Origin of the sequence: Capnocytophaga haemolytica (genome assembly GCF_001553545.1) — a bacterium.
GTDB lineage: Bacteria > Bacteroidota > Bacteroidia > Flavobacteriales > Flavobacteriaceae > Capnocytophaga > Capnocytophaga haemolytica.
In genome coordinates this window covers 2270365-2295971 of the sequence record NZ_CP014227.1, presented here as the reverse complement: position 1 = coordinate 2295971, position 25607 = coordinate 2270365, and the positions used below count along the sequence as shown (strand labels likewise).

17 protein-coding genes are annotated in these 25607 nt (G+C 44.1%); 5 read left to right on the top strand and 12 right to left on the bottom strand.

Annotated elements, in window-relative coordinates:
- Positions 1-114: 114 nt before the first annotated feature.
- Both AXF12_RS10210 and AXF12_RS12570 read right to left on the bottom strand, forming a co-directional pair.
- Entirely contained in the window at positions 115-354 is a 240-nt protein-coding gene (locus AXF12_RS10210; protein ID WP_066430827.1) for a hypothetical protein, read from the bottom strand.
- A gap of 6 nt (positions 355-360) precedes the next feature.
- On the bottom strand, positions 361-5298 hold the full coding sequence (locus tag AXF12_RS12570; protein ID WP_231909907.1) for a fibronectin type III domain-containing protein: 4938 nt from the start codon (positions 5296-5298) through the stop codon (positions 361-363).
- 159 nt (positions 5299-5457) lie between these two features.
- Between AXF12_RS12570 and AXF12_RS10195 the strand changes: the two genes are divergently transcribed.
- A complete protein-coding gene (locus AXF12_RS10195; protein WP_066430825.1) occupies positions 5458-7257 on the top strand; it encodes a chloride channel protein in 1800 nt (599 codons plus the stop codon).
- A gap of 170 nt (positions 7258-7427) precedes the next feature.
- Here the strand turns inward: AXF12_RS10195 and AXF12_RS10190 are convergent, their stop codons facing one another.
- From AXF12_RS10190 to AXF12_RS10170, 5 genes are all read right to left on the bottom strand, one after another.
- Positions 7428-8504, bottom strand: coding sequence for an OmpA family protein (locus tag AXF12_RS10190; RefSeq protein WP_066430823.1), 1077 nt, complete (start codon positions 8502-8504; stop codon positions 7428-7430).
- Between the two features lie 176 nt (positions 8505-8680).
- Entirely contained in the window at positions 8681-10027 is a 1347-nt protein-coding gene (locus AXF12_RS10185; protein WP_143325016.1) for a leucine-rich repeat protein, read from the bottom strand.
- 454 nt (positions 10028-10481) lie between these two features.
- Positions 10482-11582 carry a DNA polymerase IV gene (gene dinB, locus AXF12_RS10180; protein ID WP_074860799.1) on the bottom strand — a complete coding sequence of 367 codons (1101 nt, stop codon included), beginning with the start codon at positions 11580-11582 and terminating at the stop codon, positions 10482-10484.
- Between the two features lies 1 nt (position 11583).
- Positions 11584-12678, bottom strand: coding sequence for a DNA-processing protein DprA (gene dprA / locus AXF12_RS10175; protein WP_066430819.1), 1095 nt, complete (start codon positions 12676-12678; stop codon positions 11584-11586).
- A 223-nt stretch (positions 12679-12901) separates the two neighbouring features.
- On the bottom strand, positions 12902-13639 hold the full coding sequence (locus AXF12_RS10170) for a hypothetical protein (RefSeq protein ID WP_066430817.1): 738 nt from the start codon (positions 13637-13639) through the stop codon (positions 12902-12904).
- A 469-nt stretch (positions 13640-14108) separates the two neighbouring features.
- Here AXF12_RS10170 and AXF12_RS10165 point away from each other — a divergent pair, with 469 nt between their 5' ends.
- The 4 genes from AXF12_RS10165 (at position 14109) to rpmA (ending at position 17711) form a co-directional block, all read left to right on the top strand.
- Positions 14109-15461 (top strand): cytochrome ubiquinol oxidase subunit I, encoded by a 1353-nt coding sequence (locus tag AXF12_RS10165; RefSeq protein WP_066430813.1) that lies wholly within the window; start codon positions 14109-14111, stop codon positions 15459-15461.
- Positions 15462-15464: 3 nt separating this feature from the next.
- On the top strand, positions 15465-16565 hold the full coding sequence (cydB, locus tag AXF12_RS10160; RefSeq protein ID WP_066430812.1) for a cytochrome d ubiquinol oxidase subunit II: 1101 nt from the start codon (positions 15465-15467) through the stop codon (positions 16563-16565).
- Between the two features lie 224 nt (positions 16566-16789).
- Positions 16790-17425, top strand: coding sequence for a 50S ribosomal protein L21 (rplU, locus tag AXF12_RS10155; RefSeq protein ID WP_066430810.1), 636 nt, complete (start codon positions 16790-16792; stop codon positions 17423-17425).
- A gap of 25 nt (positions 17426-17450) precedes the next feature.
- On the top strand, positions 17451-17711 hold the full coding sequence (gene rpmA, locus AXF12_RS10150; RefSeq protein WP_066430805.1) for a 50S ribosomal protein L27: 261 nt from the start codon (positions 17451-17453) through the stop codon (positions 17709-17711).
- A 126-nt stretch (positions 17712-17837) separates the two neighbouring features.
- On the opposite strand, the gene infB is transcribed toward rpmA, so the two are convergent.
- The 5 genes from infB to AXF12_RS10125 form a co-directional block, all read right to left on the bottom strand.
- The gene (infB, locus tag AXF12_RS10145) at positions 17838-20579 is read right to left on the bottom strand and encodes a translation initiation factor IF-2 (protein ID WP_066430803.1); all 2742 of its coding nucleotides are present in this window, start codon (positions 20577-20579) and stop codon (positions 17838-17840) included.
- A 215-nt stretch (positions 20580-20794) separates the two neighbouring features.
- Positions 20795-22030, bottom strand: coding sequence for a transcription termination factor NusA (gene nusA, locus AXF12_RS10140; protein WP_066430800.1), 1236 nt, complete (start codon positions 22028-22030; stop codon positions 20795-20797).
- An 11-nt stretch (positions 22031-22041) separates the two neighbouring features.
- Positions 22042-22509: a ribosome assembly cofactor RimP gene (gene rimP / locus AXF12_RS10135; RefSeq protein ID WP_066430798.1), complete on the bottom strand. Its 468-nt coding sequence runs from the start codon at positions 22507-22509 to the stop codon at positions 22042-22044.
- Between the two features lie 198 nt (positions 22510-22707).
- Positions 22708-24567, bottom strand: a complete 1860-nt coding sequence (locus tag AXF12_RS10130) for a M1 family metallopeptidase (RefSeq protein ID WP_066430796.1) — start codon at positions 24565-24567, stop codon at positions 22708-22710.
- A 202-nt stretch (positions 24568-24769) separates the two neighbouring features.
- Positions 24770-25591 (bottom strand): universal stress protein, encoded by an 822-nt coding sequence (locus AXF12_RS10125; RefSeq protein ID WP_066430793.1) that lies wholly within the window; start codon positions 25589-25591, stop codon positions 24770-24772.
- Positions 25592-25607 lie beyond the last annotated feature (16 nt).

Genomic DNA, 25607 nt, shown 5'->3' with positions numbered 1-25607 from the left:
CTAATGCTTTCCAAACCTCCGCTTGCTTCTCTACTAATTGCTTTTCAGCCTGAGAAGGATTGTCTAATTAAGCTACATCTATGCTAGTTTTTGTCTAACGAGAACAATGAGAATTTATTTCATAATAGGAGGAATTATCTCTCTATTTTTAAAAGCATCATAATTAAATCTAATCCTCTCTGCAAGAACGGATAATTCTTCATAATTTAAATTAAGTTCACTTCCTTCTAAATAAAAACTTCTCGGATAATCAACGTAAGAAGCGAAAAACATTACAGTTAATATTTTCTTATCATCAATTTCGTACAAAATATAATCCCATCTTTTTATATATATTTCTTTTATTTCTCCCATAATGTTTTAATATATATCTTTTATAGTATAATCAATATCTTTCACCATTCCTTCTGTTTTAATAATAGCTTCTAATTTTCCATTGGGTAACTTTCCTCCTGGCAACCATAAATCATTAGTTCCAAATTCATTTCCACTTGGAACTTCTACTTTATATCTATCAGAAATTTTAAAATCAATTCTTACTAATCCTCCTTCTTGTAGTTGAGTTGGCGGAATTCCTAACTCTTCTGCTATTAATTTTATATTCCCATTAGATTTTCTTATTATATCATCTATTTCTCCTTTTGTACTTACAAATTCTGTTTTTCCTATATCTGGCTTACCTATTCCAAAAGTTTCATAACTCTTTTTTGTTACAATTCTAGAAACAATACCTTCTTTTTCAAACTTTGCTAAGTGTTGTTGGATATAACCTGAACTTAGATAAGTACTTGGGGCAGGTCTTTGTCCTTTAGGAATACTCAATATATCCTCGCTTGTTTTTCCATTAATAAAAACACCCTTAATACCCCATTGGTCATTAGGTATATTCTTAGCATTAGCAAATTCAATAAAGACTTTCTCTTGTTGTACAATTTCTTTTCGTACATCAGAAGAAAGTTTTACCCATTCATCAGAGTTTTTAAGTTTAGTAATAGCTATCCTATAAGATAGATATTTTTCTACTAACAAACTTCTCAAATTCCCATTCTTCTGTAGAAGATTTTTTGTAGCTTGTGGTAGGTTCTTAGCAAACTTATAGCCTGCTTGTCCAAGATTCTTTATCCCTATAACTCCCATTGCCAAGTTGTAACTGTTTACAACCTGTCCTAAAAGACTATTAGGGTCTATATCTTGTGTGTTTACAACAATATTTCCCACAGCTCCTACTACTTCCACCAATGCCCAAGCACGACGTACCCAATGCACTTTTGTAGCCAAAGCGGTTCCTCCACTAAGCGCTATTGTTGCTACATCTAAGGTGGTAATAACACCTTTTTCTATATAGTCATTCCTTATTTTATCCTTGCTATACTTTAAGAAAATAGCAGGTACTATATATACTTCATTCCCTAAATTATTCCCTTCCAATGCTGTTTGCAACAAAGGTAATTTATCCTTATCAGGAACGATAATAAGTGGCGTTAATGGAGAAACTTCAGCAATAGGTTCTCTTTGTTCGACTACATCTATTGGAACATCTCCTTTTACAAGAACTGTTTTAGAAGATTTAATCGTATAAACATCGTAAAGTTTTATATTTCCTGTAGCACTAACGTACTCTCCTTCATTTTTCTTTGATGTGGAGGAGGAATACATAAAAGAGGAATATTCACTATAACTAATAGGATTTAAGTTAAGTGTTCTTTTGGCAAAATCTTCTTCATTTTTACCCCACCTATCTTCAATAGAAGCTGGATTATGGTTAAACATCCACACCAAAGCTCCTATAAAGTTAGTATAATTCTTCTTATCGGTCAAGAAATTAACAGAGGCATCATCTATTTCCTCTATAAGATGTTTCAATAGTTTATTGCCTTTGGCTTCTAAATGGGCATAAAAACGCTTGTAATCTGTCGTCTTAATTCCAGACATCAAACGGAGCAACGCTACTTCCGAATGTTCTGTAATTCTTTCCTGACTGGCTATAATATCAAATAATTTTTCTATTTCGCCATAGGTTAACCCTGATATAGCAGCCATACAATAACTGTTTACTATTGAGGTTACCCTTTCAGGATTAGCTTCCGCTAAAAGTCCTTGCAATATTTTTCTTCCTTCATTTATTTCAGTAGTACTACATTCTTGCAAATCTCTCTCTCGTAAATGAGTGAAAAATTCCTTTCCACAAGAAGCATCTCGAACTGTATACGGTGCGATTCTCCAATAGCTTTCATTGTATTGAGCTATGTATTTCTCTATGGTTTGAACAATATTTGTTGATTGCTCATCTTTCGTTTCCCAAGGAATCGTCAAATAATCATAAGTACACCCATCTTTACGACTGCGATAAATATTTACTTTATTATTGATATTTTTAGCTTCTCTCTTTACTTTTATTGCTCCTTCTATGCCTCCTATGCCCACAAAAGCTTTAGATTGTCTATCCCAATAATATTGATACCCCTGATAACTAATCTTTTGTATAGTATATTTATCTGGTGCAACTTCAATAGTAGTGTTTATTTTTTTGCCATTTAAAAAGAATGTATCAAAAATAACACCATCAGGAGTCAATCCTAAATGTGCATTTGCATTATACTCTCCTTCCCCTTGTCCTTGAAAAGCATACAGTTTTACTTTAGGGTCGTTGATTTGCTTCCATTGCTCGTATGCGAAGGCAGTGCCCTCGCCACTGGCGCTCATCAGCAGGTCGGAGGCTTTGGGGTGCTCGAGCTGGAAGGCGCCGTGTCCCAGTTCGTGGGCGAGCACTTTGGGGTTGAGCCCATAGACAAACCCAAACTGACCATTAAGCCGCATATAGCCCCCTTGCCCTGTGCTACTGCCGCTGTCGGTGATAAAGAGGTAATAAGCATCACTCTTTACACTATGGCTTTGCTTAAACTCACTGATGATAGCATTCTGCTCAGGACTGTAAGTTGAGAGGTCACCCAGCTTATTTTCTGTTGGTAACTTACCATCTTGCAAGAACTTAGAGATGTCAAATACAGCCTCCTCGCTAAAATGCAGTTGCACTCCTACCCGCTGGTAGATGGCACTCACCTCTTTAAGGGCAGCGTCAGTGATGCGAACGCTCTTTGAGGTAGGCACCAACACCACATTGACCTCTTTTTCAGCCAGATGCACTAATACACACTGACTGATGACTTCCCCTTGAGCATCTTTGCCACCTTTCTTAGGGACAGCTACCACCCATAGCGGCTCGTCGGCGAAGTCGTAAAGCCCTTTACAGCTGAGTTCAAACTTTCCCTTTTCAAGCTCTTTTGAAGGGATCTCTACCCCTTTTTCATTGCGGAATACAAAGCGGTAGGCAGTCGTATCTTTCTGAGAGATAAGCACGTTAAAGTGCTCGTCTTTATCCTTTACCAAGGCTTTGTAAGGCACTTCGCCACGAGTGTCATAAGCATAATTAGAACCTTCAAAATCCCAGCGAACAGTAAAGTTATCACTGACAACCTGTGTAGGTGTACCGTCTTTGCCTGTAGAGGCTTTATAAGTAGGCTTATGTGCTAACTTAGTGGAACTTAGTTTGCCGATATCGGTAGTATTTCCCCCTTCATCCACAGAGTAAACCTTTCCTGCACTGTCGACGATTTGGTAGTCACGCCCTGTGGGTAGCTCCATTGTAGGGGCATTGCCTGTTGCGGGGTCTGTTTTACCAATGATGGTGATTCTCGGTGGTTGGGTAGAATTATCAACCTTAATATGGTCAATCTCAAAAGGCACTTTGTGTCCTTTGATACCTCTATCACCAAAGAGTTCGCCTACACCTTCTTGTAGGAAGTTAACGTTTTTCTCCGTCTTATCATAAGTAGTTACCAGCATCCCGTCGATGAGCTGCCTATTGGTGTTGAGTTTGATGTTGCTAAAGGTCACCAGCACCTTCGAGTTTGCTAGGTAGGGGATCTCCACGATACCCTTGCCCGAGTAAGTACCCCCACCCCCTTGAGCTTCAAGTACAGTCACAGGGAAATCCCCTGCAATAAAAGTGTCGTTAGGAGCGAGAGGGTCTTGTAGCGGCTCGCGGTTGGTGATGCGTATCGTCGGCTTAGTGCCGCACTGTACATTGCCCTCTTTGTCAGTCTTTTGCGGGGTATTAAACTCCTGTTCAGGACTAAAAGCATACGCCTGCCCACCAAAAACTCCAACATTGCCACCTTGCAAGTTACAAGGCACCCCCACTTTGTAGATATACCTCTTGCCATCCTTCAGCCCTACCAAGGTGGTGGAGGGCTGCGAGGCGAGTTGCGAGTGCCACGTTTTGCCTTTCTCACGGTACATCACTTTGTAGCTGCCCTCAGTGCCTATGGGCAGGCTGCCTATCCATTGCACGTTGGCGGAGTGGCTCTGAGCCTTAGCGCTGAGCATCTGCGGCGGCTGACACTGGCTGATATAGTCGAAGTAAAACACCTCAGAAGTGCCCCCATTCTTAAAGTACGAAGGCGTATCCATTGCAGCATTGGGGTTGTCGGTAAACGCCCGTACGCGCCACACATAGCGCTTGTTATCAGTCAGTAGCGGCTTATCAACACCGTAGAGCAGTGAGGTGGCTGAGGTCTCCTCTTGGTGTATGAGTCTCCCAGAGAGGAAAGCCTCTTCGGCGCTGAGGGATAAGTCCCAGACCTCTTTGAGGGTAAACTCGTAGCGTGTGAAAGGCACAGGGTCACGAGGTGTCCACTGGAAGGGTAGTTGCTGAAAGTCACTTAGCTTGCTGAGCACTTCGCCGCGATGAGGCAGGGTGAGCAGAGGCGGGGAGAAGCGTCGTATCTGTATGTAGGCGCGCCCTTTGTTGGACACAGGCATTTGAGTGACGGGGTTGAACGCCCTAAAACACAGGAAATAGCCGCCTTCGGGCAGGAGGTTGTCGTAGAAAGGCTGAGTGATGCCTGTGAGGTTCTCAAAGGCGAATAGCTGTCGGAACTGCTGATTATCAAGGGTGATGCGCTGGCTGGGGGAGAGGGTTTCTAAGTAGGGGAGGGCGTAGTCTGAGGTCTGAGCGATGATGCCTCCTTGCATATTCTCCAGAGAGAAGCGCAGGGCGATTTGCTGAGTGGCAGAATGGAGATCCTTCAGCAGCAGATGCACTTGTATTTTGCGCTCGGGGCTACTCCAATAGGCGCGCAGCGACTGTTCATAGGGGGGCGTGGCAGCTACGTGCACCTCTACGGGGTATTGCTGTCCGTAGGAGAGCAGGCTGCAAAAGAGCAGTAAGGTACTTACAAATTGTTTGAGTGAAGACATCGCTATCTCAGTTGGTTTTCTGACGGCAAAGATAGCCATAAAAAATATACTGTGCAAGGATTTTTAATAAAATTACACTCCGAGTATCTCGGAAGGCGGACACACCCGCCATTTCTCCGGAAAAATACCTAAAACTTTTCAAATAAAAACCGCTATAAACAGAATAATTCGTACCTTTGCAGCCACTTTTATAAAGCAATGACAACAGATACACATCAACATCCATTCTTAAAACGACTGCTGATATGGCGGGTAAAGCATATCTCAGAGCGCAATTTTATCCTTATCCTCAGTGGAGTGCTCGGTATAGCCTCAGGCTTGGCGGCATTGGTGATGCGCTCCTTTACGCACTTTATCCAATGGGTGCTCGACCAGAACTTAGCCCAGCAAATCACTTATGGGTTTTATTTTGTGCTACCCGTGATAGGTTTTACGCTGGTGTATATCCTCAAGCGTTATGTGATCCGCAAGGACGTCAATCAGGGTATCCCTTCGATACTCTACGCAGTGGCGCATCAAAAGGGGATAATGAAGCGTTATCAATCCTATGCGAGCCTTATCACGGCACCTATCACTATCGGCTTTGGAGGTTCGGTGGGTTTGGAAGGTCCGATGGTGGTAACAGGTGCGGGCATTAGCTCTAACCTCAGTCGGTTTTTTCACATCAACCAGAGCAACCGTATGTTGCTGTTGGCGTGTGCTTGTGCAGGGGCATTGGCGGCTATTTTTAAGATCCCCATTGCTGCTATCTTGTTTGCTATTGAGGTCTTTGGGCTCGACCTGACGCTCTCCTCACTGCTGCCCTTGCTCATTTCGTCGCTCTGTGGCATTTTCACCTCCTATTTCTTTTTCGGCAGTGAGGTGCTTATCCCAATGCAGATCACGCGGGCATTCTCCTTACAAGGTATTCCGTTTTACATCGCTTTGGGCGTAGTGGGCGGACTGATGTCGGCTTACTTTATGTTCGTCAATGAGCATATCAATCGCTTTTTTAATAAATTAGGAACCCCGTGGAAGCGTATCCTGATCGGTGGGGCAGTGTTGGGGCTGCTCATCTTTGTGATGCCACCGCTTTACGGTGAAGGGCACGAGATCATCAATAACCTCAAGGAAGGGCACCCAGAACGCTCACTGACTTCTGAGGTTTTTGCTTGGGACTTGAGCAATCCGTGGGTGATCATCGCACTGTTGGCTTTTCTCTCCTTTGTGAAGGTCATCGCCACAACGGTAACGCTCAGTGCAGGCGGCGTAGGGGGTATTTTCTCGCCAATGCTGTTTATGGGAGGTGTGATGGGTAACTGCTTTGCACGGATTATCAACGAGTCCCCTATACTTGGTTATAAGGCTGCTTTGCCTAACTTCACTTTGGTAGGAATGACAGCGCTGATGGCGGGGGTGTTACATGCGCCCCTTACAGCAGTATTTCTCATCGCTGAGGTTACGGGGGGCTACTCGCTATTGGTGCCTGCGATGCTCACCGCGGCGGTGTCGTACTCAGTAGCGCGCTATTTTAACCAATTTTCCATCTACACCACTGAACTCGGCAGGCGTGGCGAACTCATTTCACAGAATAAAGACCAATCGATACTCACTTTGATGGACTTTAAGGATGTGGTAGAGCACAATTTTGTGCCTGTATATACCGATATGAAGCTCAGGGAAGTGGTTTACGAGGTAGTGCGCAATTCTTCACGCAATATTTACCCCGTATTAGATAGGGAAACACATCGTTTAGAGGGGATTATCCTCTTGGACAACATTCGCCACTTAATTTTTGAAACGGACTACTACGACAAGATTCCCGCTTTGGAGCTAATGCAGAAGCCGCCAGCAGTAGTGCAGTATGGCAAGGATAAGATGAGCACTGTGATGGACAAATTCCAACAGACAGGTGCTTGGAACCTGCCTGTGGTGAAAGACGGTATCTATTGTGGCTTTATCTCCAAATCAAAACTGCTAAGCATCTACCGCCGTAAGTTGATTTTCTTTACACAATAGGTTGTAGAGAGCAAAACATCCATACCACTTTTTGAGAAAGTAGCATATATAAAAAGCTGCCTAAAAAGTAGTAGTATTATTACTTACTTTTTAGACAGCTTTCTTAATGATATCTATATACTGTCGGTTGGGCGCTGTACCCCTTAGTCAGACGACAGTATGTGAGCTATTTAGTTCACCACATTGATTTCAACACGGCGGTTGATTTCGCGACCGCGGTCGGTGTTGTTGCTTTCCAATGGACGTGTTTGCCCGTAGCCGTGTGCCTCTAAGCGTTTTTTAGCAACACCGTGGTTTTGCAAATACTTCTTGATAGCATCTGCACGCTCTTGCGAGAGCTTCAGGTTGTGCTCAGGCGTACCTGTGTTGTCGGTGTGCCCATCAACGGTAAAGTTAAAGTCAGGGTTTTCGTTCATAATCTTGGCGATGTTGTCCAAGATAAACTCTGCTTGTGGCTTTACTATCGACTTGTCGAGGTCGAAGAGGATGGTCTTTGCGTAGAGGTTGATTTCCTTGGTTACGCGCTCGGTACGTGCGGCACGCTCTTCAGGGGTTTCTACGCGGGTGATGTTCGTAGCTTTTGACACCCCTTTACGATGTTTCTTTTCCTTAGGCACTTTGGTGCGCTCTACGTGGTCGACAATAGGGTTTTCAAGCCCTTTTACAGGCAGCTTTACCACTACGCCTGCACTCCATTGGAAGTAATCGTTGCCTATGCCGCCGCCAATCTTGTAAGCGGTTTGCACGTTGGCACCTACCACATCGGTAAACCAGAAGTTAGAGCCTATCCCAGCTACGATTTTAAACTTGCTCTGGCTGTCGATAGACGACACCCCTACGCCCACTTGTGGGTAAGGGTCGAGCCAGTTGAGCCCTTCCCAAAGGCGGTTTACGTGGTAACGCCCGCGGAGGTCTACCCCCCAAGCGCTTTTCGCATCGGTAAGACGGGTAGCATCGGCTTGGTCGGGGAAGAAGTTCTCGTCGCGCTTTACGCTGGTGTAGTCAAATGATAGCTCAGCAGTAAAGCCCTTTTTGAGGTAGCGCGCTGCCGAAAGACGGAAACCTACGTTCATATCAGGGTAGCCGAACCAGTCTTTAAGCTGGTCGCCAAAACCATCGGGTACGCGCATATCGAGCGTACTCACGCCTGCCCCTATGAGCCAAGGGCGGTAATTATCCTGTGCAGAGGCAACGCCTGCACTTAGTGTTGCCACAAGGGCTACAATATATATTTTTATTTTATTCATCTTTTTTAGCTTTGAGCTTCGAGCTTTTAGCTTTTAGGCAGTGATTGAAGCTATCTAAAAGCTAAAACCCCAAAGCGTGTTAATATTTTTTATATAATGTACAATGAATAGTGCATAGTATACAACAATGAGTGTACATAATAAATTATACATTATTCATTGTCCATTATACATTATTAGAACCCTTGTACGCCTCCTTTAAAGGTTTTGTTAAGCCAAGGGTAGCGTGAGTTGTACTCAGCAAGGGCAGCACTTGGCACCAATAGCCTTGCACTTGTAGGTGATGATAAGAAACCACCATTAGTACTTCCTGCCTCGTAGAAATATGTAAGCTGGCTTGGGTTGACCACCGCTAAGCGTAGCTCTTGCAAGCCATTCATACCATCAAGCGCACCTGGACTAAGGCTAACTAAGTTTTTACCCAAAGAAAGCACGGTTATTGGTGAACCATAGAAAGTACTTTGAGGGATATTTACAATTGCTGGCAACTCTAATTTCGTTAATTTGGTATTACCAAAGGCACTCACAGATTCAATTCTTTTTAGGTTTTTAGCAATCACTTCTTTTAGATTGGTACAGTCCCAAAAACCATAACCTCTACTGTAACGACCACCATCACTACTCCATGAATAATTTTGCATAATCACTTCTACATTGTTTAAATCCACTTTTGTGATTTTTTTATTGCCTGCAATATCATATTCAACATCACTACTTGTATTAGGGTTACCAGTACCATAGTAACCTCTTAGATATTTTGCTTTCCAAGGCATCTTAGGAGGGGTAGCACGCTTGTCAAAGCTGTTTTGTGTGATATACTTAGGGTTAGATAATCCATATACCATATCACCTGGCTGACTATATTGACTTACAGCCCAGAACTTCGTAACGCGTTCTACTTTTACGGTACGGGTTTCGCCATCATCGTTCTTAAGGGTAAAGGTGATAGGTGTGCCCTCATCGTAGTGGTTTTGGGCAGTAACGCGCACCATACCCCCTGAAACACTTACAGAAATTCTATCCTGTGCCGATTGCGGTTGTATGCTCTTATAGTCATAAGAGGTAAAGCCTTGTTCGGTTTCGAACTCTACGTAGCCTGTTGAGTTCTCCTCAGTAAGGTCGCCGTCGATATCCTTAATGGTATAAACGCCGTTGTGCCAGCCTGTGTCGCGAGGGGTAACGTTTACAATCAGCTGGGCAGTGTTTGCGCCATCGGTAAGGGTGATGGGGTAAGTGCCCTCTCTGTAAGCGTTGATGATCAAACGTGTAGGCTGGGTAGCCTTTACTGCAGTGATGCCGCCGTTGGCATCTTCTTTAGCCTCGAAGTTATCAGAGATGTTTTCAATAGTAACCTCTCTGCTCTGTCTTTCTTCGATGGTAATAGTGTGTCTGGCGCCATTGCGGAAATAGAAGTTGCTTTCACTGTTTCCACTGGGCTTCAAGCCCACACCGTCGTCCGCTTCGGTGCTACAGCCTACCATAGCGGCAGCTGCGACGAAGCACATAAGAAAATACTTTTTCATAAATTCTCTTTTTTTAAAAATTAATAATCTTTTCTAATAGCGAGTAATTATTTACTCATTCAACGGTGCAAAGGAATAACAAAATATTGAGATGGGCAAGGCTTTTATTAAATTTAACGCATTTTTTAAAAAACTTTAACGCATTTTTAAGAAAAAGGGGAGGGGTTAGGGGTTAGGGGTCAGAGGTCAGGGGGCAGTGGTCTTCACATACTGCTGCTGCACCAGCTCGTGTCACTTTCTCTACTCATTACTCATTACTCTCTGCTCTTTAATATATTGGTTTATTTTTCTGCAAATAGCGGTTTTTAAAGTTTCTGCCTTACTGTTTTTTTGGGGGTCTTATCTCGGTTTCATCTCGGTTTCATCTCGGTTTTAAGTTAGCTTTATCTCTGTGCAGTACTTTTTCCTGTTTTAGTATCTGAGGTAGTTGGTGATAAGCCCCTGTATTAGGGCGTTAATTCTCAAAATTAGGAAAGATAAGTTTCAGCTGTACGTACTCGGGCTTTTGCGCAGTTGCTGGCGCATCGGTTTCGGTGTTGTTGAAGTTAGAAAGTGAGATGCCCAATAGGCGTACCGACTCCTCAAAGGGTTGCTGGTAGAGCAGCTCGCGGATGTGTTGCAGTATTTCATCCTTGCTGCTGATGTAGTGGTCGAGGGTTTTGCTGCGAGTATGCAGCGTGAAATTGCTGTACTTTATCTTTAGCGTAATCGTCCTGCCCGATAGCTTTCGCCGTTGCAACCGCTCAGTGAGTTCGTCGGCAATCAGGGCGAGCTTTTCCTCCATATAGATTTCGCTGGTGAGGTTCTGAGCAAAGGTGTGCTCCGTACCTATGGACTTAGGTTCGCGATAAGGCACCACTTCGCCGTGATGAATACCCCGCGCCAGCTGGTAGTAGTAAGCCCCACTGTTGCCAAAGTGCTTCTCTAAGTATTCAAGCGATTGCTCACGCAAGTCTTTCCCCGTAAAAATATGGTGTTCATACATCTTCATCGCCGTAACCTTACCCACACCATAGAACTTCTTAATATCGAGATTGTCTAAGAAATCCTGTACTTCGGCTTGGGTAACGGTCTTTTGCCCATTGGGTTTGTTGTAGTCGCTGGCAATCTTTGCTACAAACTTATTGAAGGAGATGCCCGCAGAGGCAGTAAGCCCCGTTTCACGAAAGATGCGCTCGCGTATTTCCTGAGCGATAAGCGTAGCTGAGGGGTTGTTCTTCTTATTGACCGTAACGTCTAAATAAGCCTCGTCGAGAGAAAGAGGTTCCACCAAGTCGGTATATTCGTGGAAGATGGCGCGTATTTGCATTGAAATCTGCTTGTATCGCTCAAAGCGCGGAGGCATAAAGATGAGGTGTGGACAGCGTTTGCGTGCTTGCACACCACTCATCGCACTGCGCACGCCGTATTTGCGCGCCTCGTAGCTGGCAGCTGCCACTACCCCACGGGCTTCAGCACCGCCCACAGCAATTGCCTTCCCACGTAAGTATGGGAAGTCGAGCTGCTCAACAGACGCAAAGAAGGCATCCATATCGATGTGAATGATTTTGCGCATATTACCCTACACTTTCAAACATTTTGCCTGGGAGCGGGCGTAGTGCGCCTTTCATCTCTAATTGTACGAGCAGGGGTGAAAGTTGGTAAATAGGCTGTTGCAGTGCAGAGGCGAGCTCATCGAGGGTTTGCTTGCCGTGAGCTTTGAGAAAATCGTAGACGCGCTGTTCATCGCCCGAAAGGTTGAAAAAGAGCTGTTGTTGTATGGCTTTGGGCTGGGCAAATCGCCATTGGAGACGCTCAATGAGGCTCTCGGCTGAGAGCAGAGCGTGGGCTTTGTCGCTGGCGATCAGCTCATTGCAACCTGTGCTGTACGTATCGGTGATACGCCCTGGCACGGCAAACACTTCCCTACCATAAGCGTTGGCAATGTCTGCTGTTACAAGGCTTCCTCCTTTGCGTCCTGACTCGATGACTACCGTAGCCTCTGCCAAGCCTGCAATGATGCGGTTACGCGCAAGGAAGTTCTTGCGGTCGAAGTCGCAAAGGTGTCCGAAATCGGTGATGAAGCCGCCGTTGTACTCTATCTCAGCGCAGTACTTGCTGTGCACCTTGGGGTAGATGATGTGCAGCCCGTGGGCTAAGCAGGCGACCGTTTGCAGCTTGTGCTTTACGGCTGCCTTATGTGCGGTGATATCCACCCCATAAGCAAAGCCGCTGACCACCACCACACCCAAGGGTGCCAAAGCCTCAATAAGTTGCTCACAGGTGGCAATGCCGTAAGGGGTTACTTGCCGTGTGCCCACCACACTGAGGATGCGCTTATTGGTGAGATTGACATTGCCACGCTGGTAAAATACCACAGGGCTATCGAGACACTGCCCCAGAAGTGCGGGGTAATCGGGGTCAGTGTAAGTAAATATACGGATGTTGTGCTGCTGACAAAAGGTGAGTTCTGCCTCTGCCTGCCGCAGATAGTCCGCCGAGGCAAAGTTTTTACTAATCTTTGCCCCTATGCCAATCACCTTCTCAAGGTTTTGTCGCTTTTGGGCAAAGACGTTCTCAGCACTGCCAAAGTGGTTGATGAGCTTCTTGGCAGTGATATCCCCGATGAGGGGCATTTTTTTTAGGGCAATACGGTATAAAATGTCGTTCATTGTATTAGGGGTTAGGGGCTAAGGATTAGAGGATTGTATATTGTTGAAAATCGGTTATTCAAACCCAGATTGCACATCAGGACTACCTACTCAAACTAATTAATTGGCTGTGAACTACTGCTAACTTCTTGGCAACAAGTCTTTAGTACGTTAGCTCAGCGCGCTAGCTCTAAAAGCTAAAAGCTATTGCCTAAAAGCTATTGCCTAAAAGCTGAATTTGGGATTATGGGGTATAGCCTTTTTTGGTGTAATGCCACTCCTCTGTAACCGTGTCGGTGGAGAGGAGTTTTTCGGTGCAGCCCTCGGTGTCGGGCACAATGGCTTTGTGTTCGATAGTGGTAGTGATCTGTACGGTGAAGAAGCCTTTGACGAGTTGCTCAGTTAGGGCTATGTGGGCACTGCGCTCTTCCATAGTGCCACCGCAGGGCTGCGATGGGGTGCTGACTACCTTACCTTCATAATGCGACACAGGGGTGGAAAGCACCTTCCTGAGCTTTTTGCCTTTGGGAATATACCACTCGATAAGGGCTTCGCCAGTAGGAGTTTTTCGGTTAAAATTCGAGAAGAAGAGTTTTACTTGCAAAGCCGTAGTTTTTTTGTTGAGCATAAGCGTATTGGGCATCACCTCAAACCCTTGAAAATGCTTGGTGGGTGTTTCGTGTAAATCACCATCACCTATGAAGGTGTATATGAAGGCGTCCTTCTCAGGGTTATAGACGAGCAGGTAAGTGCTGAAAAGGTTCTTACTTCCGTAGTTGGTTTCTTTGATCAGCGGGAAGGCTATGACCTTATAGGGGTGTTCGCCTTTGAGGGTTTGCTCGGAGTAGTACTGCCACAACACTTTGTTTTTATCGACTTTGAAGGCGGTTTCTATCTTTTTGAATAGGGGGGAGTTGTCTTGAGCCGAGGTGAGGTTAAGACACAAGAAACTGAGTAAGAGTATTAAATTACTGTATTTCATTGTTTAGTGTATTTTAGATGTTTCTCAATAGAATTGGGTGGCAAAGGTATGACTTTTTTGGTAAATAGGAAATAGGTAGGAGATAATAGCGTTGTCTGGAGCAGGAGAAAGGTGGTTTTGTCCGTTCTGGGTTCGTTGTCGGTTCGTTGAGGAAGTATTTTTTAGCGTTTGGCGTTTCATAGTTCAAATAGTGACGGTTTTGTATTATTTAGAATATTTTGTTGATGGTTTGTTTTTATTAACGTATGATTGTCTTATTTACAAAGGATAACGATATATGTTTACTGTTTTACTCATTCATTTAATAAGGCGATGATATTTTTGTTATTTAGAAAGAGTATAAATTTTAGCTATATTTAAGATTTTTGTAGGCTATTTTTGTTTGATAATGTACTTTTGCGTTTGGAATTGTGTATGCATTTTACACATTCAAATATTTAATAATCACTAATTAATTTCAATTCACACTATGGATACAGAAATACTGGCGCGAATACAATTCGCGATTACGATCAGTTTCCATTACATCTATCCGCCGCTGAGCATAGGGCTGGGGCTGTTGATGGTGGTGTTCAAGGGGCTATTTTTGCGTACAGGCGACCAGCAGTACGACACTTTGGCTCGCTTTTGGACGCGCATTTTCTCCATCACCTTCGCCATTGGGGTGGCAACAGGGGTGGTAATGGAGTTTGAGTTCGGTACCAATTGGGCGACTTACTCGCGCTATGTGGGCGACATCTTTGGGAGTGCGCTTGCCGCCGAAGGGGTGTTTGCTTTTGCCTTGGAGAGTACCTGCCTTGGTATCGTGCTTTTCGGCTGGAATAGGGTAAAACCTTTCTGGCACTTTATGGCTACGCTGGGCGTATGGCTCGGCTCGATGATTTCGGCGATATGGATTGTCATTGCTAATAGTTGGCAACAGACTCCTGCGGGTTACGAAATCGCCAATAAGGGCGTGTTTGGTCAAGAGAAGGCGGTGATTACTGACTTCTGGGCGATGGTGTTTAACCCCTCGAGTGTAGACCGTATTTGGCACGTATGGCAAGGGGCTTGGCTGGCAGGGATTTTCCTTGTGCTGAGTGTGCACGCGTGGTATCTGCTCAAAGGGCGTCACGTGGAGATTTCCAAAAAAGCCTTTAAGGTAACGCTCATCATCGCTACGGTAGTTTGCCTCTTGCAATTGCTTTCAGGGCACAGCACTGCCGATGGGGTAGCGAAGAACCAGCCTGAGAAGCTGGCTGCCTTAGAAGGGCACTTTGAGACAGGTCCTGCTGACTTATATATCCTTGGCTGGGTAGATAAGGAAAAGCAAGAGACCCACGGGATTAAAATACCTGGAGGGCTGTCGTATATGTTGGAGTACGATACGCAGCACCCTGTAACGGGCTTGAATGAGTTTAAGAAGGAAGATGTGCCAGGACCTCTGAATTCAGTATTCCAATACTATCACGCGATGGTAGCTGTAGGCTGCTTGATGATTCTCTTAACGCTCATCGCATTGTACTACCTGTGGAAGGGTAAACTCTTTGAAAAGCGATGGTTGTTGCACGCCTTTGTGTGGGCGGTGATCTTACCGCAGATAGGCAACCAAGTAGGGTGGTTTGCTGCGGAAGTAGGGCGTCAGCCTTGGATTGTGTACCGCCTGTTGCGCACCAGCGATGCGCTCTCTAAAGCGGTAACTGCCAATCAGGTGTTGTTTGCCATCATCCTCTTCTCGGTGGTGTACAGCATCTTGTTTGTGCTCTTTATCTACTTGATGAACAAGAAGATAAAGCACGGCATTGAAGAGCATAGCGATAGTACAGAACCTTTAACAGCGTAGATTATGGCACCGATATTATTAAACACAGCAATAGATTATGCAGGCCACTCGGCTACTTTCTTAGGGGTGATGTACCCTACGTGGTGGTTTATTGTAGTAGGCTTTTTGATTACAGGCTACGGTATTTTGGACGGCTTTGACTTTGGAGCTGCCGCGTGGCATTTATTTTTAGATAACCATAAGGAGAACGACGAACGCCGTGTGGCACTCAATGCCATCGGACCCGTGTGGGACGGCAACGAGGCGTGGTTAGTGATCGGTGGGGCATCGATTTTTGCAGGCTTCCCCGTGATGTATGCTTCGCTGTTTTCAGCGATGAATACGCCTTTTATGTTGTTTCTCATTTTCTTGATATTCAGGGCGATTTCGATTGAGTTTCGCGGCAAGGAGCCGATGCAATGGTGGCGCAATATGTGGGATACGGCTTACTCGGTATCGAGTGTAGTGTTGGCGTTCTTGCTGGGGGTAGTGCTGGGCAATGTGCTACAAGGCTTGCCTTTGGACGCTAACCACGAGTACACTGGCGAGGGCTTATATGGGGCACTCTTTGGCTTCCTCAATCCTTATTCGCTCGTTACGGGGGCGGTAACGCTGTTTATCTTTGTGGTGCACGGCGGGTTGTATCTGCTGATGAAGACCCACGGCACGATTCACGATAAGCTCGAAAAGCGCGTGATGGGGGCATTCTGTTTGTTCTTATTACTGCTTATTGGGGCAACTATTTATACCTTTGCCACACCGCACTTGGCAGCGAATATCACAGGCAGTACGGCACTCATTGTAGCCTCTGTGCTCACGTATGTGGTGGCACTTTGCATTCCGCTGTTCCTCAAAAAGAAGGCTTTTGGTAAGGCTTTTGTGAGTTCGGCACTGACCATTGTGATGCTGATGGCATTGGTGGCACTCAATTTGCACCCTATCTTCTTGCGCAGCACAGGCGACCCAACGGGGGCAATCACCGTGTACAATGCTGCTGCTACCGATAAGTCGCTGGGGGTAATGCTCATTATTGGAGGCATTGGTACCCCACTGCTCCTCGCTTACACCTACTTCGCGTATAAGGTGTTTAGAGGCAAGGTGCAGTTAGATGAGCACTCGTATTAATGTATAATGCACAATGTATAATGGGCTAACGCGCTTAAAAGGTGTGTTAGCCTCATTTTTTTAGAAATATTATTTAATTATTTTTTACCTTATTTATTCTTGAAAAACAGTAAGTTATGAAATTATGCATTATGCATTATGCATTATGCATTAAAAAAAGTTTGGCAGTTTGGAATATTCTTTGTAATTTTGCGCCCGATTTTAACAGTATATAATAATAAACTATGTATGCAATTGTAGAGATAGCAGGGCAACAGTTTAAAGTTAGCAAAGACCAGAAGGTGTATGTACATCGTTTGCAAGCCAATGAAGGGGAGAAGGTAGCCTTTGGTAAGGTGCTCCTTATTGACAACAATGGTGCGATCACAGTTGGCGCCCCCGCTATAGACGGAGCTTCAGTAGAAGCAAAGGTAGTGAAACACGTCAAAGGAGACAAAGTGCTTGTCTTCAAGAAAAAGAGACGCAAAGGTTACAAGGTAAAGAACGGGCATCGTCAGTGCTTTACAGAGCTAACCATTGAGAGCATCGTTGCCAGCGGAGCGAGTGTAGCCCCTAAGGCAAAGGCAGAGAAAGCACCTGCGAAAGCAGAGAAGCCAGCGGCAAAGGCTGATGACTTGAAGAAGATAGAAGGCATCGGACCTAAGGCAGCAGAGGCGTTGACCGCAGCGGGTGTGGATACTTTTGCGAAGCTCTCAAAGAAAACAGCAGAAGAGATTAAAACCATCTTAACAAACGCAAGTTCAACTTTAGCTCACTTAGAGCCACAGACTTGGGCAGCACAAGCTAAATTAGCTGCTGAAGGCAAGTGGGAAGAGCTGAAGAAATGGCAAGATGAGCTTAATGGTGGTATTGAAAAATAATTTTTAACTTTAAAAGTAGAAGAAAATGGCTCACAAGAAAGGTGTCGGTAGTTCAAAGAACGGACGGGAATCACACTCTAAACGCTTAGGTGTGAAGATATTCGGCGGTCAGTTAGCGGTCGCTGGGAATATTATTGTAAGACAGCGCGGTACGCAGCACAATGCGGGCGAGAATGTGTATATTGGCAAAGACCATACACTGCACGCAAAGGTTGACGGTATCGTGAAGTTTCAGAAGAAACGCGATAACAAGTCGTATGTTTCAATCATTCCATTGGAAGCATAATTAAATTAATAGGAATTAATGATAAAAGCCAGCTATAAAGGGCTGGTTTTTTATTTTTAAAAATCAAAAGAGCCTCAAGAATACTATTTCTTGAGGCTCTTTTAATGAGATTTATCTCTTCTCTATCTACAGCTTCTTCTTCACGGCTACCTCTTGATAAGCTTCAAGCACATCGCCTTCGTGAATGTCGTTGTAGTTCTTGATTTGCAAACCGCAATCATAACCTTTGCTCACTTCCTTCACATCGTCTTTAAAGCGTTTGAGTGAAGAGAGCTCGCCGGTGTAGATCACTACGTTATCGCGTAAGAGACGTATCTTTGAGGTGCGGTAAATCTTACCATCGGTAACCATACAGCCCGCAATGGTACCTACCTTGGAGATCTTGAAGAGCTCGCGAATCTCAACCGTACCTGTTACTTCTTCCTTGAACTCTGGTGAGAGCATACCTTCCATTGCATCTTTCAGGTCGTTGATAGCATCGTAGATGATGGAGTAAGTGCGTATATCAATAGACTCTTTCTCTGCCAAAGCGCGTGCACTGGTCATTGGGCGTACGTTAAAGCCAATGATGATGGCATCAGATGCCGAAGCCAAAAGCACATCCGATTCGGTGATAGCACCCACACCCTTGTGGATAATCGATACCTGTATTTCCTCTGTGGATAGTTTCTGGAATGAGTCTGTTAAGGCTTCTACTGAGCCATCTACGTCCCCTTTGAGGATGATATTAAGCTGCTTGAAGTCGCCCAAGGCAATACGGCGTCCGATTTCGTCTAAGGTAATATGGCGTTGTGTACGCACTGATTGTTCACGCTGTAATTGTGCACGTTTAGCAACGATCTGTTTTGCCTCTTTCTCATCTTCAAACACATAGAACTTATCCCCTGCCTGTGGTGCCCCGTCTAACCCTAAGATAGAAATAGGCGTTGAAGGGCCTGCAGCAGTTACTTTCTTACCGCGTTCATCGTGCATTGCCCGTATCTTACCAGAGCAAGTACCTGCCAATACGTAATCTCCAATATGAAGTGTACCTCCTTCCACTAGCACAGTCGATACATAGCCGCGCCCTTTGTCCAATGAGGCTTCTACTACCGTACCGATGGCAGGCTTGTTAGGATTCGCTTTTAGCTCTAATATTTCAGCCTCTAAAAGCACCTTCTCTAAGAGTTCAGGCACGCCAATGCCCTTCTTGGCAGAGATGTCCTGCGACTGTATCTTACCTCCCCATTCCTCTACTAAGAGGTTCATATTAGCGAGTTGTTCTTTTATCTTATCAGGATTGGCATTTGGCTTATCAATCTTATTGATGGCAAAGATGATGGGCACACCCGCAGCTTGTGCGTGGCTGATAGCTTCCTTGGTCTGTGGCATCACATCGTCATCTGCAGCCACCATAATGATGGCAATATCGGTGATCTTCGTACCGCGTGCACGCATTGCCGTAAAAGCTTCGTGCCCAGGGGTATCGAGGAAGGTAATGCGCTCGCCGTTCTCAAGTTTTACGCTGTATGCTCCAATGTGCTGGGTGATACCACCACTTTCGCCTGCAATCACATTCTCCTTACGAATATAGTCAAGCAACGAAGTCTTCCCGTGGTCTACGTGTCCCATTACCGTTACGATAGGCGCACGAGGAACAAGGTCTTCAGGAGCATCCTCCTCAATGTGGATAGCCTCTTCGATGTTGGCTGTAGCAAACTCTACATCAAAGCCAAACTCATCCGCTACGATGGTCAGTGTTTCAGCATCTAAGCGTTGGTTCATCGTTACCATTATGCCCAGCGTCATACAAGCCCCGATCACCTTGTTTACAGGCACATCCATCATCGTTGCCAACTCGCTTACAGTTACAAACTCAGTAACTTTCAGTGTGCTCTGCTCTTGTTCCTGTTGAGCGATTTCATCTTCCATACGCTGGCGATGTGTATCGCGTTTTTCCTTACGGTACTTAGCCCCTTTGGATTTGGTAGTCTTCCCTTGCAGTTTCTCTAAGGTTTCGCGCACTTGCTTTTGCACTTCTTCCTCAGTAGGCTCTATCTTGGTAAATATCTTAGCCTTCTTGTCTCCTTTCTGACTACCTGAAGCACTTCTTTGGTCACTATCTTTGATGATGCGTTTACGCTTACGCTTTTCGCCTCCTTCACTAGCTTGAGTACCTTGTGTGTCTTCCTTATCTTTACTACGGTTTTTCTTCTTCTTTTTCTTCTTTTTCTCAAATTGACTTAAATCAATCTTCTCACCGACTAATTTCGGACCTGTCAACTTTTGATACTGTGTCTCAATTACTCCAACTTCTGGCGTATCTTTTATCTCTTGTTTAGACTTCTCCTCTTTCTTCTTTTGAGTAATAGGTTGGTCTATAGGTGCCTGTGAGCTATTGTCATCTTTGTTGCCTTTCTTTTTCTCTTTCTTAGACTTGTCTTCTTTTGTTAAAGAAGTTTGTGTATTAAGCTGAGTTTTGGGTGCTGTATCTTTCTTTTGATTTACAGGCTCATTAGCCTTTTCATCTTTTTTCTCATCAAGATCAATCTTTCCCACTTGCTTTAATCCTGCCAATTGAGCTTTTGCCTTAATAACTTCCTGCTCTTGCTGCTTACGCTTCTCAGCATTCTCTCTTTCTTGTTCTAAGCGTATAGCTTCCCGTGCTTTGCGCTGGTCTTCAACAATCTCTTTCGAAACCTCACGTTTACTCTTGTCAGCATTAAATTTGTTCGAAAGGAGATTTACCACTTCCTCAGAAACCTTTGTGTTAGGATTGGATTCTATCTCAACCCCTTTCTCTTTTTTAAGATAATCCACAGCAGTCTCTAAGGAGATGTTTAATTCCTTTAAAACTTTACTTAATCTGGTTGTTATTCCCTCACTCATACTTATTTGTCTAAAACTCCCCCAACGCTTTGTTTTTTTACCCTACCACAAAAAAGGGGAATCCCTATTCTATTAATTTCTTTTACTATATCGACTTACGCCAGCATAAGCACCTTACCAAGTTATATACTTATACTATTCACTGCAAAATCTATACCAAACACAACTTACATTGTTGTATTTATGTCTAATTAGTTGTAAAAATACAACTGTAATTAACCATTAAACTCCTCTGCTAAAATACGCTGTACCTCTACTATGGTTTCTTCTTCAAGGTCAGTGCGTAACATTAGATCCTCAACACTCAATTCCAATACGCTCTTAGCTGTATCTAATCCCGCTTTTTGAAGCTCTTCAATCACCCAATCTTCTATTTCGTCGTCAAACTCAGTGAGTTCAATATCCTCATCAGTAGCGCCTTCACGATATACATCTATCTCATAACCAGAAAGCTGGCTTGCTAAGCGTATGTTATACCCCGATTTACCTATTGCCTTTGAAACTTCTTCATTTGCTAAGTACACGTCGGCGCGTTTCGTTTCTTCATTCAGTACTATTTCACTTACTTTTGCAGGAGCTAATGCTCTGCTGATAAGCAGTGAAGCATTGGTAGTATAAGGTATCACGTCAATGTTCTCATTACCAAGTTCACGAACAATACCGTGAATGCGCGATCCACGAACCCCCACACAAGCACCAACCGCATCAATACGGTCGTCAAACGAATCTACAGCCACCTTAGCCTTCTCGCCAGGGATACGTACCACTTTGTGGATAGTTATCAAGCCATCGGCAATTTCTGGTATTTCTTGCTCGAATAAGCGCTCCAAGAACAACGGCGATATACGCGACATTATAATCGTTGGCTTTGTGCTTTTTAGCTCTACCGACTCAATAATGCCTCGTACGTGCTCCCCTTTCTTAAAGAAATCCGAAGGGATCTGTTTTTCCTTAGGTAGAATTACCTCATTCCCTTCATCGTCCAGCAAGATAATTGCCTTATGGCGAATGTGGTGAATTTCACCTACATAGATCTGACCTATCAAATCCTTGAATCGCTGATAGATCGTCGTGCTATCATACTCGTGTATCTTCGAAATTAAATTCTGACGTAGCGCCAAAATAGCACGCCTACCCAAATCATCAATTTTAATCTCTTCTGAAACATCTTCACCCACCTCAAAGTCAGGCTCTATTTTACGTGCTACTGACAGTTCAATCTCTTGATTATCATTGGTTACAGCTCCATCTTCTACTACCACGCGATTGCGAAATATCTGCAAATCTCCTTTATCAGGATTGATGATAATGACAAAATTATCATCCGATCCGTATTTCTTCTTTAAGGTATTGCGAAACACTTCCTCTAAAATAGCCATCAAGGTCTCACGGTTAATCGATTTATCGTCTTTAAACTCTGAAAATGACTGAATCAATTCAAGACTATCCATATTTTCTTCAATTAAAATTTAATGATTACTTTTGCTTCTTTTACTTCTTCTACGTCGAAATAATGTTCTTTTTTTACAGTTACTTTGCCTTTGCCAACAGCCTTGGGCTCACGTGTTTCGGTCTCTAAAACTACCTTACCTTCAGCAATACCCTTTAGCAGCCCCTTGTGTTTTATTCCACCTATGGTGACAAGTTCTACCTCCCTACCTGCGTTTTTCTTAAATTGACGCTCTAAGCGGAAAGGCTCAGCGGCACCATAAGAGGTAACTTCCAATGAAAAATCATACCCTTCGGCATCAAGCGGCACTTCTACTGCCCTGCTAATATGGATACAATCATCAATGTTCACCCCCTTATCACCATCCAAAACCACTCGGATCACATTGTCCGAACTCACTGTGATATCAGTGCTAAACAGTTCAGGATAAGCCTCTAAAGCGCTATCAACTAATGCGGTAACCTTCTCTTCTAAACTCATTTCTCTATAAAAAGAGGGGACTGACCGTCCCCTCATCATCTACTTATCGGCTGCAAAGGTACGACTATTTTTTTAAATAGCAACATAAAAATGAAAAAAATAATTATTAAGATGAAAAAAATAAAAAAGAGTAGAGCAGTTCTCACTACTATACCCTTCCTTATCTAATTAAAATTATAATAAAGCGAAAAGCTCAGTTTACGGATTCTGGAACACATTATTTGCCTTATTAATGTCCACCGATAGGTTATCAGCATCAATGGCTACCGTTTGTATTTTCTCCAAAGGCATATTTATCTCCAAAGTATAAGTCGTATTTCCCCAGCCCCAAGCAGGCATTATCTCTTGATCAAAAAGCATATACGGATTAGGCTTATTGCCAAACTGCATCCTCAGCGGGATGTAGTAATAATGCACTTTCTTGCTCTTCTCTACCACAAAAAGATCAATAGGTAGTGGCATTCTGCCTATGCGTTTAAGCACTATTTCCGTCTTATTGCCCTTCGCTTTTACGCTTTCCACAGCATAGTCAGCCGTATGGGTGGTCTGCATAAACTCATTGAGAAACCACTGCAATTGCATCCCCGAAACTTTCTCTGCGATACGAATAAAGTCATTAGGCGTAGGCGATTTAAATGCCCATTGCTTATAGTACTCTTGCAGTGCTTTAATCACTACCTTATCGCCAATGATATACCCCAATTGTGTGAGGAAGAGCGTTCCTTTTCTATACGAATTAATCGAATACGCATAGTTGCTCGCATACCTATCGGAGTGTGTAATTGGTGTTTCGTCAAACTGTGAAGTGGCTAAGGTAAAATACGCCTTATAAGCATTACCAAACGGTATATGTCCACTGTTAGGATGGATGACCAGTTGCTTTGCCAAATCTTCAATGAAAGAAGTAAATCCCTCATCCATCCACGGATAGGTAGCCTCGTCCGTGCCTAGCAAATGCTGAAACCACGCGTGCCCCAACTCGTGGATAGCTGTCCCAAGCAAACTCTCATACCGCTCATTACCTACAATCAACGTGCACATAGCATACTCCATTCCTCCATCACCTCCTTGCAAGAAGGTGTACTGCTCCCAAGGGTATTTACCGACAATCGTATTATAGAAGTCGTACACCTTTACCATCTCAGGCTGAATGCGCTTCCAATTCTCCTTGTATTTCTTATAAAGGAAGTGAAAAGTCTTACCATCCTTCAAGGCAACCTTATCGTGCACGTACTCAGGGTCTGCCGACCACGTAAAGTCGTGTACCCGTTTCGCTACAAAATGCCAAGTTTTAGTCTTGCCTTTCACCTTAGGCACTTTTGCCCCTGCTTCTTCATAACCGCAGCCCACTTCATTAGGGTTCTGTAGCACCCCTGAGCCACCGAGGATATAATTCTTATCAATCGTTATCTTCACATCAAAGTCCCCCCACACGCCATAGAACTCACGTCCTAAGTACTCCGTAGCGTGCCAACCTTTAAAGTCATAAGCCACCATCTTAGGATACCACTGAGCCATTGAGAGAGCAACCCCATCAGGACTATTACGCCCTGCACGACGTATCATCACAGGTACCTGACCTTCAAAAGTCATTTCAAAAACTGCCTGTCCTTTTGGCAAAATAGGCTTTGCCAACTTCACTTTTAAAATCGTGCTTGCGTGCTCATAGCTCACCGATTGCCCATCCTGAGTAAGCGAAAGCACTTTCAGATAGCCAATCTCATTAGGCTTTAACTGCGAAATACGGCTCACCCACTGGGGCTTATCTTTCGTCCCTACATTAGTAGCCATACGAGGGTCGGGATCAGGTAGCGATTGCAGGTGACTATCCATCTCACTTCCAGGTTGAAAGGCATTGAAATACAGATGATAAAACACCACATTGAGCGTATCAGGCGAATTATTCGTGTACACAAGCCGTTGTGTACCCTTATACTGATAATTCTTAACGTTGATATGCACATCCATCTTGTAATCCACAGCCTGTTGCCAGTAGTTCTGTGCTGTTGCGAAGCTTGTAGTAAATACCACACAAAGTGTAGCGATTAATTTATTCATTATTATGAGTTATTAGAAAAAAGCAATCATAAATCAGAGACCAGTGCTCAGAAGTCAGCAACCAACGTCCACTCACTACGAGCAGCACAACCTGATCCCTGACCCCTGATCCTGATCTCTGTTCATCTAACAACAACTGCTAAGCGAGCTCGCTACATCCATTATCAGCGCCCTTACCAATGAAGTTGTCAATCATCAAACATTAAAGTTTTATCGTAAGCACTGGTGTATCCGAATGGTTCACCAAGTCGCTACTAATACTTCCATTAAAGAAGTGCGCGATACCCTTACGCCCATTAGGGAACATACAGATAAGATCCACATCGTGCTCCTTAACAAAATTGAGGATCCCCGTTTCCACACGTATGTCGTTGTACACGTAAGTATCAAACTTCTTCATTGAAATATGCTCCTCACTGAGGAACTCCTTCATACGCGCATTAATCTCACTGGTAGTGAGGAACTGATAAGGCGTATTGACGTACACCAAGTCAATCTTAGCGTTGAAGAGTTTTGCAAAATTCACAGCCTTCTCAAAAGGCTTCAAGAAACGCTTCGAAAAGTCGCAGCCAAACATAATGTGCTTGATATTGAGCTTTTCATCAGGATTCTTAATCACCAGCACAGGCACCGTTGCCGAGCGGATTACCTTCTCAGCATTCGAACCAATAAATAGCTCCTTAGCCCCTGATGCCCCATTCGAGCCCATCAACACAAGGTCGATATTATGCTTCTTAATAGCCTCATTGACAGCCTCAACCACAGGAAGCGTCTCTACAAGGTCGTGCAAAGGCACCTCGTTACCTATCTCCTTCTTCAAATCTGCAAAACGCTGCTTTGTCAGATTCAGAAAATACATAGCCTCAGGCACAGATACTTGCGTCTCAGTAATAAGGCGGATAGGCAATTCCAAAGCGTGCAGTACATACACCTTCGCTTTGTGCTGTTTAGCCAACTCAATTGCTATGTGCAATGCAGCAATTGATTTCTCTGAAAAATCGGTAGTTACTAAAATGTTTTTCATAAGGTTTAAATATTAA